14 protein-coding genes and 1 pseudogene are annotated in these 11,280 nt (G+C 68.5%); 7 read left to right on the top strand and 8 right to left on the bottom strand.

The annotated features are described in order from the left end of the window. Window positions 1-112: 112 nt before the first annotated feature. Both ACWEMY_RS20625 and ACWEMY_RS20620 read right to left on the bottom strand, forming a co-directional pair. Entirely contained in the window at window positions 113-478 is a 366-nt protein-coding gene (locus ACWEMY_RS20625) for a transposase (protein WP_452391311.1), read from the bottom strand. Window positions 479-512: 34 nt separating this feature from the next. After that, entirely contained in the window at window positions 513-794 is a 282-nt protein-coding gene (locus ACWEMY_RS20620) for a hypothetical protein (protein ID WP_452391310.1), read from the bottom strand. A 223-nt stretch (window positions 795-1,017) separates the two neighbouring features. On the opposite strand from ACWEMY_RS20620, the gene ACWEMY_RS20615 reads away from it, so the two are divergent. Both ACWEMY_RS20615 and ACWEMY_RS20610 read left to right on the top strand, forming a co-directional pair. Beyond that, window positions 1,018-2,064, top strand: a complete 1,047-nt coding sequence (locus ACWEMY_RS20615) for an SDR family NAD(P)-dependent oxidoreductase (protein WP_452391309.1) — start codon at window positions 1,018-1,020, stop codon at window positions 2,062-2,064. 36 nt (window positions 2,065-2,100) lie between these two features. Continuing rightward, the gene (locus ACWEMY_RS20610; protein ID WP_452391308.1) at window positions 2,101-3,303 is read left to right on the top strand and encodes a PucR family transcriptional regulator; all 1,203 of its coding nucleotides are present in this window, start codon (window positions 2,101-2,103) and stop codon (window positions 3,301-3,303) included. Between the two features lie 21 nt (window positions 3,304-3,324). Here the strand turns inward: ACWEMY_RS20610 and ACWEMY_RS20605 are convergent, their stop codons facing one another. After that, the gene (locus ACWEMY_RS20605; protein WP_452391307.1) at window positions 3,325-3,735 is read right to left on the bottom strand and encodes a RidA family protein; all 411 of its coding nucleotides are present in this window, start codon (window positions 3,733-3,735) and stop codon (window positions 3,325-3,327) included. Window positions 3,736-3,812: 77 nt separating this feature from the next. Here ACWEMY_RS20605 and ACWEMY_RS20600 point away from each other — a divergent pair, with 77 nt between their 5' ends. Continuing rightward, the gene (locus tag ACWEMY_RS20600; RefSeq protein ID WP_452391306.1) at window positions 3,813-4,223 is read left to right on the top strand and encodes a winged helix-turn-helix transcriptional regulator; all 411 of its coding nucleotides are present in this window, start codon (window positions 3,813-3,815) and stop codon (window positions 4,221-4,223) included. A gap of 50 nt (window positions 4,224-4,273) precedes the next feature. On the opposite strand, the gene ACWEMY_RS20595 is transcribed toward ACWEMY_RS20600, so the two are convergent. The 3 genes and pseudogenes from ACWEMY_RS20595 to ACWEMY_RS20585 form a co-directional block, all read right to left on the bottom strand. Then, window positions 4,274-4,840 carry a hypothetical protein gene (locus tag ACWEMY_RS20595; protein ID WP_452391305.1) on the bottom strand — a complete coding sequence of 189 codons (567 nt, stop codon included), beginning with the start codon at window positions 4,838-4,840 and terminating at the stop codon, window positions 4,274-4,276. A gap of 44 nt (window positions 4,841-4,884) precedes the next feature. Then, window positions 4,885-5,973: a PQQ-dependent sugar dehydrogenase gene (locus ACWEMY_RS20590; protein WP_452391304.1), complete on the bottom strand. Its 1,089-nt coding sequence runs from the start codon at window positions 5,971-5,973 to the stop codon at window positions 4,885-4,887. A 67-nt stretch (window positions 5,974-6,040) separates the two neighbouring features. Then, window positions 6,041-6,151: pseudogene (locus ACWEMY_RS20585) on the bottom strand (IS982 family transposase); the annotation flags it as partial. A gap of 388 nt (window positions 6,152-6,539) precedes the next feature. Between ACWEMY_RS20585 and ACWEMY_RS20580 the strand changes: the two are divergent. Then, the gene (locus tag ACWEMY_RS20580) at window positions 6,540-6,743 is read left to right on the top strand and encodes a hypothetical protein (RefSeq protein WP_452391303.1); all 204 of its coding nucleotides are present in this window, start codon (window positions 6,540-6,542) and stop codon (window positions 6,741-6,743) included. Between the two features lie 78 nt (window positions 6,744-6,821). Here ACWEMY_RS20580 and ACWEMY_RS20575 read toward each other — a convergent pair whose 3' ends face one another. Next, entirely contained in the window at window positions 6,822-7,370 is a 549-nt protein-coding gene (locus ACWEMY_RS20575; RefSeq protein ID WP_452391302.1) for a hypothetical protein, read from the bottom strand. A gap of 369 nt (window positions 7,371-7,739) precedes the next feature. Between ACWEMY_RS20575 and ACWEMY_RS20570 the strand changes: the two genes are divergently transcribed. Then, window positions 7,740-8,324, top strand: a complete 585-nt coding sequence (locus tag ACWEMY_RS20570) for a YdcF family protein (RefSeq protein WP_452391301.1) — start codon at window positions 7,740-7,742, stop codon at window positions 8,322-8,324. A gap of 2 nt (window positions 8,325-8,326) precedes the next feature. Here the strand turns inward: ACWEMY_RS20570 and ACWEMY_RS20565 are convergent, their stop codons facing one another. Further along, window positions 8,327-9,310 carry an alpha/beta fold hydrolase gene (locus ACWEMY_RS20565; protein WP_452391300.1) on the bottom strand — a complete coding sequence of 328 codons (984 nt, stop codon included), beginning with the start codon at window positions 9,308-9,310 and terminating at the stop codon, window positions 8,327-8,329. Window positions 9,311-9,358: 48 nt separating this feature from the next. Between ACWEMY_RS20565 and ACWEMY_RS20560 the strand changes: the two genes are divergently transcribed. Both ACWEMY_RS20560 and ACWEMY_RS20555 read left to right on the top strand, forming a co-directional pair. Next, the gene (locus ACWEMY_RS20560) at window positions 9,359-10,207 is read left to right on the top strand and encodes an SDR family NAD(P)-dependent oxidoreductase (RefSeq protein ID WP_452391299.1); all 849 of its coding nucleotides are present in this window, start codon (window positions 9,359-9,361) and stop codon (window positions 10,205-10,207) included. Window positions 10,208-10,296: 89 nt separating this feature from the next. Then, a complete protein-coding gene (locus tag ACWEMY_RS20555) occupies window positions 10,297-11,277 on the top strand; it encodes an AurF N-oxygenase family protein (RefSeq protein WP_452391298.1) in 981 nt (326 codons plus the stop codon). Window positions 11,278-11,280: the final 3 nt, after the last annotated feature.

Below are 11,280 nucleotides of genomic sequence, written 5' to 3'. Positions count from 1 at the left end.
ACGGGCGCGAGCATCAGGTGGTCGTTGATATTGGCCGCGGACAGCTCGACGACGAGCGGGAACCCGTTTCCGCAGGTCAGCAGGTGGTGTTTGGAACCGGTCTTGGCGCGGTCTACCGGGCTGGGTCCGGTCGCGGCGCCCCCCTTTTGGCCCGTACGTGCGAGCCGTCGATCATGACCCGGTCGAAGTCGATCAACCCGGCGGCGTTACTGCGGTCGAGGACCGCTTGGTGTATCGCCTCGAACACTCCGGCGGCTTGCCAGTCCCGCAGCCTGCGCCAGCACGTCATCCCCGACCCGAATCCGAGTTCCTGGGGAAGGTCTTCCCACCCGATCCCGGTGAACAGCACGAACAGGATGCCCTGGAACACCAGCCTCGGGTCGTGCTGGGCCGGGCCCGGTGTTCCTGCTGGTTTCACCGGCAGTAGCGGTTCGATAGCCGCCCACAACTCGTCATCTACGACCCAGGGTGCTGCCACGACGAAACATCCTGCACGACAGCGAGTCTCACCGCTACATGACCGAACCCGTTAGGGGCTCTTGGGCGGAAACGGTGTTGATCACAATCGGAGCCGGGCGTTTGTCGCCGAGCCGGACCAGGGCCCGGATCACCAAGACGATGAGCGCGCCGATTCCGAGAATGATCGCCAGGACGACAACTTCGGCACCGGCGTAGTTGTTCGCCGCCATGTAGGTGACCAGCAGGCCACCCGCGATCACGACGACGATCCACTGCGGGATCAGCTGTGCCGGGCGGTCGGGTGTCGGTTGCTGCGCCGTCGCCGGCGGTCGCATTCCGGGTCGCGGTTGTTGCGGCTGAGTCATGCGGGGCCTCGGGGTCGGCTGCTGTGTGCGGGGCAGTCTACGACCGGTCGCATTGGGTTTGTGATGTTTTCGAGCGAACGAGATGTCTGATTCGAACGCCCCCGGATAGTCCGAGTGGGTCGAAATATTCGGACGGGAATTGTCATCGGAGTTTCGAATATGAACCGGACGACCGGTATCCATTCGGGAGCTGATGCCGACGGGGCGGAATTCGATTATCTTCGGACCAGTCGGCATCCAGTCGTGTTGGGCCGACAATCGGAAGGTGGATCAAGTGTCGACCGTGACAGGTGCTGCCACGATATTGCTGACCGGAGCTACGTCGGGGCTGGGTCTCGAGGTAGCGCATCGGCTCGCCGGGTCTTCGGGGTGGACGGTGCTCACCACCACGCGAACGCGGGAGCGCTCGGTCGAATTGCTTGGGCTACTGGGTGATTCGGCTGAGTTCCGGTCTGTGGTGTGTGATCAGTCCGATCTCGCGAGTGTGCGATCGGCGGCGAGGGAGATCCGGGAACTCGTTGCTACCGAGGCGATCCCGCCGATTCGGAGTGTGGTGCTCAACGCGGGGATCCAGACGGGCTCGACCGGTACGGCCACGGTCGACGGTTACGAGGCGACCTTCGCGACGAATCTTCTCGGGCCGCATCTGCTGGTGGGCCTGCTCAGTGAGGTCCTCTCCGGGCCGACGCGCCTTGTCGCCGTAGGGTCGGGCACGCACTACGGGAAGTTCCGCCGGTCCTATGGGATGGTTCCGGCGCCCAGGTGGGAAGACCCGGAGATACTCGCCCGGCCCCGCGCCGGCGACGGCATCCGGGCCTACGCCACCAGCAAACTCGCCACGCTGTACTGGGTGCACGAACTCGCCCGGCGTGCACCGGATTCCATCGACGCCATCACCTACGACCCGGGGATGATGCCGGGGACCGGGCTGGCCAGGGATCGCAGTGCTATCGAGCGCTTCGGCTGGAAGTATCTGCTGCCCGCGATGCGGGTGGTGCCGGGAGTGTCGACGCCGAAGCGCTCGGGGCAGCGACTCGCCGCGATCGCCACGGGGACGGATCGGCTCGACGCTGCCGGGCTTCGTGGCTCCTATGTCGAGATCGACCGCATCGTCGGGTCGTCGGCCGAGTCCTATGATCCGCGGCGGGAGCGCGCGCTCTTCGAATTCCTGAACGAGGCGACCGGGTTGACCGAGGCGGCCACGGCGCCGTGGTGGTCCACGCGCGCCCCGATGCCCTGAGCCCGGCGCCGGCGGGCCCGGAATAGAGTGGTGACTGTGAACGACGACAGTCACCAGCCGCTGTCGTTACCGGTGTTGCTGGCCCGGCAGCGGGCAGCGGTGAGTCGGCGGGTGCGGCACAGCGTGGGCGATGCCGAGTACACGCGCACCGTCGATGCCTGTGCGCGGCTGCTCCTCGACCTGACGGCCACCACGAAGGAGCCCGGCCGCGGCGAGGTGGCACGAGTGGTCGTGCCGTTGGCCGAGCGGCACGCAGAGCAACGCATGCCCGCCGCGACCCTGCTGGAACTCGTGCAGATCGCGGCGCGGGCCGTCCTGGCGGAAGCGGAGGAGCTGGCCGTCACCCCCGAGCAACGTTCGGAACTGGCCGATATCGGGCGGCGACTGCTCGAGGTGACCGGGCACGTCGGCGTCGTCGCCCTCGAGACCTACGGTCTCGTCGAGCAGGAAATGTTCGGCAGCGCCCAGGAGATCCGCCGCGAACTGCTGGCGGCGTTGCTGACCGGAGCGCCGACCCGGCACCTGGCCACCCGCGCGGAACTCACCCTCGCCGCCACCTACACCGTGCTCGCGATCGATCTCGGGCCGAACGCCGGGGTGCCGTCGACGATGCCGGAGCTCGTGGCCCGGCGCCGGGAACGGGTCATCGCCCGCAGTATCGACGAGCTCGGCTCCGCACCGGCGCTGCTGCAATTCGACGGCGTCACCGGCACGGCACTGGTCCCCGACAGCGCGGAGACGATCGCCGCGGACCGCTTCGACCGGTTGGCCGAGCGGCTCGCCGACACCCTGGACTGCGAGCTCTTCCTCGGCCTGCTCCCCGAGGTGGCGCCGGCCGATATCCCCTCCGCGGTCGCCGACGCCCGCGAGTTGGCCCTGTTCCCCCGGCTCCGTGAGCGCCCGTCGGGCTGCTACCGGCTCGACGACCTGCTGCTCGAACTCCAGATCACCCGACCGGGCCGGGCCAAGCAGCGCCTGATCCAGCTACTCGAGCCGCTGGCCGAACACCCTCACCTGATGAACACTCTGCAAGCGCACCTGCAGCACGGCGCCGACCGGCAAGCCGCAGCCCGCGAACTCCATATCCATCCCAACACCTTCACCTACCGGCTCAGCCGGATCACCGAGCTCACCGGGCTCGATCCCACCCAACCCCGCGAAGGTCGCACCCTGGCCGCCGCGCTGACCATCCGCATCCTCGAACCTCCGGCCGCGCCCGGCACGACCGAGCCACACTGACCCGGTCCCGGCCGGGTTCGGTCAGTCCAGCAGTGCGGTGGCCTCGACCTCGACGAGTACATCGGGTTCGAAAAGGTAGTCGACACCGATGAGCGAGGCCGGTGGAAGTGGCAGCCGCAGGCCGATCTCGGCGGCGACGGACTCCACGCCCGCCATGAAATCGCCGATCTTGTCCGGGGTCCAGTGCGTCACGTAGAAGGTCAGGCGGAGCACATCGGCGAAGGTCGCGCCCGCACCGGCCAGTCCGACGGCGGTGTTGCGCAGTGCCTGCGCGACCTGGCCGGTGAGATCGCCGGTCGCTACCGGGGTCCCGTCACCGCGACGGGAGATCTGGCCGCTGACATGGACATGCCTGGTCCCGGTGCCCACGGCGACGTGGTGGTAGGGGACCGGCGCGAGCATGCCCTCGGGGCTGAGGTACTGAACAGTCATGGGATCGGGCTCCTCTGTCTAGGTATCGTGAAGCTACCTAGTAGCAGAAGGCCACTTCAACGAGACCAGGTTTCGCCATGGATACCTCCCCGCCGGTCAACGGCCCGCACCACGCCGACGAAGTCGGAATCGACGCGCACCACCGCGAGTTGCTCGACCAGATCCTCGACAAGTGGTCGCTCAGCATCCTCAACGAACTCTGCGAACGGCCCTGCCGCTTCAACGAACTGCGCCGGGCCATCCCCCAGGTGACCCAGAAGTCGCTCACCGCGACGCTGCGGCGGCTGGAACGCAACGGTGTGGTGGAGCGGGAGGTGATCTCCACCCGCCCGGTCGCGGTCCGGTACCGGATCACCCCACTCGGCAAATCCCTGCGTCCGCCCATCGATGTGCTGCTGGCCTGGGCATCACAGAACATGGCCACCATCGAGCGCGCACGCGAGCGCTTCGACGACCTCGAGAGGGGCGACATACCGGCCTTCGACTGAGGCGCGGAAGGACTCGGTGGGGTCGATCGGCAAATGTTCGACGAGGCGCATCACGACGCCGGGGAACTCGACGCACCGGACACCTCGGCGGCGAGGAGGACGGCGATGGGCTCGGTGGCTTCGGGGTGGGTGGATTGGAGTTCTCGGGCGTGGTGGGTGGGGTCGAGGAGACGGAGGGCTCGGCGGGCGTAGGCGTGGACGCGGCGGGGGAGGTCGGCGCGGATGGCGGCCAGGTCGGCGGGGTGGGCGTGGCGGCCGGGGTGGGTGGGGTCGGTGCGCAGGGTCCAGGGGGTGGTGAGGTCGGTGGGGAGGCCGATGGTGTCGAGTAGGCCGGGGCCGGTGGCCTGGTCGAGGGGGGTGGGTGGGAGGCCGAGTGCGGTGTCGCGGTGGGTGCAGTGTTCCCACCAGGCGCGGGGGGTGGCGGTGAGTTCGAGGCCGAAGGTGAGGACCTGGCGGCCGTCGGTCCAGGTGCGTTGCACGCGGGTGCGGCGGATGGTGGCGACACCTTCGGGGGCGAGGTGCACCCAGCGGGTGTCGTCGCCGTGGAAACCGTAGGGCTGCAGGAGGTTTCCCGCCTCGCGGGTCAGCCGGCGCACCGCCGCATCGGAATCGACCATTCGAGCAGAGTAGCGGCGGGGGCCGACAGATCCGCCGCGCGCGATCAGCGTGCCGGGAAACGCAGGACGCGGTCGTCGCCGGTGCGTGGGTCGCCGCGGCCGTCGGTGTTGGAGGTGGTGAGCCAGAGGGCGCCGTCGGGGGCCACGGCTACGGTGCGCAGGCGGCCGTAGGTGTCGTCGAACACCGGTCGCGGGGTGGTGGCGGTGCCGTCGGACAGCGTTGTGGTCCAGAGTCTTTCGCCGCGCAGGGCGGCGAGGTAGAGGGTGTCGCCCGCGATGGCGATACCGGAGGGGGACGCCGCCGAGGTCGGCCAGGTGAGCACGGGGTCGGTGAAGCCGCGGTCGCTGCCGCCGGGGCCTTCGACGGTGGGCCAGCCGTAGTTGCGGCCGGGTTCGACGAGGTTGAGTTCGTCGAGGCGGTTCTGGCCGAATTCGGCGGCGAACAGGCGGCCGGCGCGATCCCAGGCCAGGCCCTGGACATTGCGGTGGCCCAGGCTCAGGACCGGGGAGCCCGGGGTCGGATTGCCCGGGGCGGGGGCGCCGTCGGGGGTCAGGCGCAAGATCTTGCCGTTGGGGCTCGCGGGGTCCTGGGACAGGGCGCTGTCGCCGGCGTCGCCGGTGCCGACGTAGAGCATGCCGTCGGGGCCGAAGGCGATGCGGCCGCCGTTGTGGTTGCCCGCCTTCGCGATTCCGGTGTAGACGATCTCGCCCGGCTGACCAGGGCGCAAACGCAGGATGCGGTTGTCGTTCTCGGCGGTGAAATAGGCGTAGACCGTACCGGATTCGCCGGGCGCGACGGCCAGGCCGAGTAGGCCGCCTTCGCCGCGGGCGACGACGCCGGGGACCTCGTGGAACAGTTCGGGTGCGCGGCCGGGTGTCACGCGCAGGATTCGTCCGGAGTCGCGTTCGGCGACCAGTGCGGTGCCGTCGGAGAGGAAGGCCAGGCCCCAGGGGACATCGATGCCCTGCGCCACTTCTTCGGGGGCACCCAGGTCGGGGGTGCCGCCGGGCCTGCTCGGCGCGACCGAGGAGGCGATCGGGGTGGCGGATGCGTCCCGCTGCTGGTCCTGGGCGCAGGAGGCCGCCGTGACGGCCAGCAGCGCGGCCGTCAGGGCACGGAGAACACCGATCACGGAAACTTCCCTCCGGGGCGGGTTTCCTTCCAGAGTAGAGCGGTTCCCAGATGACTAATCCCCAGGATCAGTGATCGTAGGCGGTGGGTGATCGGTGGATGGGCGCCGATTTGTCGTTGTGCCAGATCGCGGCGGTGAGGGCGAAGAGTCGTTGCAGTACGCGGACGGCGACGCTGGCTCGCGCGACTGTTCAAGCCGCTACGTCAAACCGTCGAATCGATCAACCAGACCTTGAAAGGGCAACTCGACCTCGAACGACACGGCGGCAAACCCCACATCCGGCCATGTCCGACCGCCGCACAGTCTCCATCGATCTGCCGCATTCGACCGGGGTTGAGTCGATGACCCACACACCGTGGAACATGCGCGTGAGGTGATTTCGTTCGTCACACAACGATCATCAAACATCTTCGCTTTATGCTACTGATCCGACATGCATTGTCGATCAATTGATTTCGGCCATCCGAGGCGGCCATCCCGGCGAGGCGCGAGACGCCCCGCCGCCGCACAGTAGCCGACTCGTTTGTCCACGTGCGGCATGCGTGCCCACTTGCCATACTGCTTTGATGAGCGACAAGGCCGCAGGAGTTGACGACGACATCGTGGCCGCCCGGATCGTCCCCGCGATCATCGGTATCCGCACCGGGCTTGGCTGCGGTATTCCCGCAGCTCTCGACGAGTTCCAGCGGCGTTATGAGCGACTGCGCATCGAGCGGCCCGACGACTTCACATCGCCGCCCGACGAGTACGGGCGCGGTGTCTACACCTGACCAGATCCCCGGTCGATCACGCGCCCCCGCGCCTACAAGACCGTCTGTCGTCGGACATCACCCCTGGGAATTAGCCATCTAGGGCAGATCGGCTGTGACGCCGTCGGCGAAGGCGGGGGTCAGCCAGGGGCGGAAGGTGCGTTCGGCGGCTTCGGCGGACTCGGCGCCGATCACCCGGCCGACGGCGTCCCAGGAGGCGCCGGAGGCGCGGACGAAGCGTACGGCCTCGACCAGGCGCTGCTGGGCGGAGGCGGAGTCCTGGAAGGCCAGGTGGACAGGGAGCAGGGCCTGCATCTCCAGGCGGTGGTAGTCCCATTCGGCGACGACCAGGCGGGTGAGATCGGGGGCCAGGCGGCCGCCGGGGCAGTGCAGGACGCGGTCGAGCGGGGAGTGGTCGTCGGCGTGGCCGGCGCGGAGCCAGGTGCGGCCCTGCCAGGCGCCGCAGGTGCACAGCGCGCGCCAGCCGATCACATCCTTCTCGTCGCGGGGGCGCCGGTCGCGGGGGGAGAGCGGCTTCGCGTCGACCGCCACGGTGGCCCGCGGGTCGGGAGTGTCGCTGTGGCCGCGCAATCCGTCGGCGAAGATATCGGCGACCCATCCACGATGATTGTCGAGCAAGCTGTTCATTCTGACTCCGATGTCGAATCCACACGGCTCGTTCCGATGCATGGGACTACAAATCCCACGTATCCACCATCGGTGTTCCGGACGCCCCGGGCAACCATTCCCCGCGATATTGTCGCCAGTCACATAACGACCGGTCCGGTCTTTGGAGAAACAGAGACGAACCGGCCGCTACCGGCATCGACGGAGGTCCGGCGGGGTTCGTCCCAATCGCGGAGGGCTGCCGCTGGGTCGCGCAACAGCGACGTTTCCGCGCACCACCAAACCCTCGTGATCCGCGTGTGAATTGTCCAGGAACAGCGAATGGTCGACGAATTCCCGGCCGCGACAGCGGATTCTGTGGCGACATCACCGGAATATTCGGGAGTCTCCATGTTCGCCCCATTTGTCCACTTTCGCTCGTTCGCCCGGCGCCTGCCCTGTGCCGTCGCCGGGGCGGTGATCGCCACCTCGGCGGTGTTCGGCACGCCACTCGCGCTGATCGGCCCGGGGCCGGCCGCCGCCGTCGCACCGCTCGGGGTGCGCGGTCCCGAGACGGCGATCGTCATCCTCGGCTACGGACTGCTGCCCGACGGCGGCATGCGCCCGGAACTGATCGACCGGCTCACCGCCGGCTACGTCCAGGCGGTGCTCGCCCCGTTGTCGCCGATCGTGGTGACCGGCGGCAATCCGCACAACGGCATCACCGAGGCCGACGCGATGACGGCCTGGCTGGTCGAGCACGGGATCGCCGCCGAGCGCATCCATCGCGAACCGCAGGCCGACTCGACGATCCAGAACGCGCAGTTCACCGCGATGATCCTGCGCGAGATCGGCGCCAGGGACGCGGTCATCGTGACCTCGGCCGACCACATCGACCGCGCGGTGGCGAACTTCGTCGGCGCGGGCGTGCTGGTCGTCTCGGCGGTGACACCCGAGCAGGTGCCGCCGTTCGTGCCGACCCCGATGCACTGGTAGCCCTACGACCGGGCAGACACCGTGACCTCGCGCAGCGCGGTGAGCAGGAAGTCGTCCACCGCGTCGGTCCGCTCGAGCTGGACCAGGTGCCCGGCACCCGGGACCCGCACCACCGCACGCAGATCGGTGACCGACGCGCGCAGGGTGGCCAGGGGGTCGCGGCCGCTGAAGCCCTCCATGTCGGGATCGTTCTCGCCGTAGAGGAAATAGGTGGGGACCCGCACGGTGGCACCGGCGAAGGGCTCGGTGAGTTCCCAGTTCCGGTCCAGATTGCGATACCAGTTCAGGCCGCCGGTGAAACCGGTGCGCTCGAATTCGGTGGCCAGGGTGTCGAATTCGGCGTCGCTGAGCCACGGCCACGGCAGTGCGGGGGCCTGGGGCAGCACGTCGAGGTAGCCGAGGCCGGGCGGGTTCTTCCAGGTGTCGAGGTAGTGGTAGTCGCCGGAGAGCGAGAAGTAGACGCGGGCGAGGAATTCCCGTGTTCGCGCGGCCAATTCGGCATCGGCGACGCCCGGCTCCTGGAAATAGGCCAGGTGCAGGAAGTGCCGTTGCGCGGCCTTGGTCCAGTATTCGGACGGCGCGCGGGGCGGGCGGGGCGAGAACGGATTGTTGAGCACGATCGCGGCGGCGACGCGGTCGGGGGCACGCAGGGCGAGCTCCCACACCAGCTGGGCGCCGAAATCCAGGCCGACGAACACGGCCCGCTCCGCGCCGATGTCGTCGAGCAGGGTCAGCAGGTCGCCGATCACGGCCGCGTTGGTGTAGGCGGCGACGTCGGCGGGGGCCTCGGTGCGGCCGTAGCCACGCAGGTCGGGGGCGATGGCGTGGAATCCGGCCGCGGACACGGCGCTCAGCTGGCGATGCCAGATGAAGCCGGTGTGCGGGAAGCCGTGACAGAACACGACGGGGAAGCCGCTGCCCTGCTCGGTGAGGTGCATCCGGGCGCCGTCGGTGTCGAGGAATCGATGGGTCTGCTCCACTACCATCTCCAATTTCTAGAACGTGTTCTTATTTCACGGTAGTGTCCGGAGGTCATGAGCGGAACACCCCAGATTCTGGCCGGGCGCGTCGCGGTGGTGACCGGAGCCAGCCGCGGCATCGGCAAGGGCATCGCCCTGGAACTCGGCGCGGCCGGGGCGACGGTCTACGTCACCGGGCGCACCTCCGCGCCGGGCCGGCTGCCCGGCACTGTGCACGACACCGCCGCCGAGATCACCGAACTCGGCGGGCGCGGGGTGGCGGTGGTCTGCGATCATCGCGACGACGCGGCGGTCGAGCAGCTGTTCGCACAGGTCGGCGCCGAGCAGAGCAGGCTCGATGTGCTGGTCAACAATGTCTACAACTCCCCCGCCGCGGCCCGCTGGCTCGGGCGCAAGTTCTGGGACGTGCCGCCGAAGGCGTGGGACGAGACCTTCGACGTGGGCGTGCGATCACACTATGTGGCCAGCGTTTTCGCGGCGCCCGCGCTGATCGAGTCGGCGGGGTTGATCGTCAATGTGTCGTCCCCGGGCGCGCAGCGCTATATGCACAACGCGGTCTACGGCGTCGGCAAGACCGCCCTGGACCGGCTCACCGCCGATCTGGCCCACGAGCTCGACGGCACGGGCGCGACGGCGGTCTCGATCTGGCCGGGCATCGTCGACACCGAACTGCTCCAGCTCGTGCCCGCCGACGATCAGGGACGGCGCCTGGTCACCCTGCCCGGCGAAGGCACCTTCGATCTCGGCGCCGCCGAAACCCCCCGTTTCCCCGGCCGGGCCGTGGTGGCCCTGGCCGCGGACCCGGATCGCGCGAGCCGGGCGGGCAAGGCGTGGAAGGTGGCCGACCTCGCGGTCGAGCACGGCTTCACCGATGTCGACGGACGAATCCCCCGGGCAGACTGAACCCCCTGGAAATAAGTGCGACAGTGCGTTACAGTTACATGGGGAATGTGCCGGTACCTCGGCCATCCCGGTGACATTGGAGAGAAACAATGACGTTCTCGAAGACCACGACACAGGCATCGGAGTACGCGGACACCCTGCTCACCCTGTCGGAGGGATCGGTCCACCGGCGGTTCGATCCGTATCTCGATATCGACTGGGACGCACCGGAACTGACGATCGACCGGGACGACCCGCGCTGGGTCCTCTCACCCGAACTCGACCCGCTCGGCGCGACGAGCTGGTATCAGAACCTGCCGCTCGAGCAGCGCGTCGAGATCGGGCGCTGGCGCCAGGCCAATGCCGCCAAGGTCGGTCTCGCGTTCGAGTCCATCCTGATCCGCGGGATGATGCAGTACGCCATGGCGCTGCCCAACGGCTCCCCCGAATTCCGGTACTGCCTCCACGAGATGACCGAGGAGTGCAACCACATCCAGATGTTCCAGGAGCTGGTGAACCGCATCGGTGACGATGTGCCCGGCATGCGGCCGCTGTTCCGGCTGGCCTCGCCGTTCATCGGGGTGGCGGGCGGCTACTTCTGGGTCATCCTGTTCATCGGCATCCTCGGCGGCGAGGAACCGATCGACCACTACCAGAAGGCATTGCTGCGTTCGGGCAGCGCGACCCAGCCGACGCTGCGGCGGATCATGGAGATCCACATCGCCGAGGAAGCGCGCCACATCTCCTTCGCCAACGAGTTCCTGCGCGCGCACGTGGCGCGGATGAACCCGGTGAGCACGGCGGCGTGCGCGGTGGCGTTCCCGATCGCGATGCGCTGGCTGGCCGACGAACTGGTGAAACCGTCGAAGTCCTTCGCCCGCAAGTTCGACATCCCCGACGCGGTGTTCAAGGACGCGTTCTGGCGCAGCCCGGCCTCCCGGCAGATCCTCAGCGGGTTCTTCGGTGACATGCGCACACTCGCCGACGAACTCGGGTTCCTGAACCCGGTGACCAGGCCGCTGTGGAAGCTGCTGAAGATCGACGGCGGCTACACCCGCTACCGCGGCGAGCCGCAGCGCCGCGCGAGCTGAGCC

Source organism: Nocardia sp. NPDC004415 (genome assembly GCF_053602435.1).
This window is presented reverse-complemented; position numbering and strand designations above follow the sequence as displayed.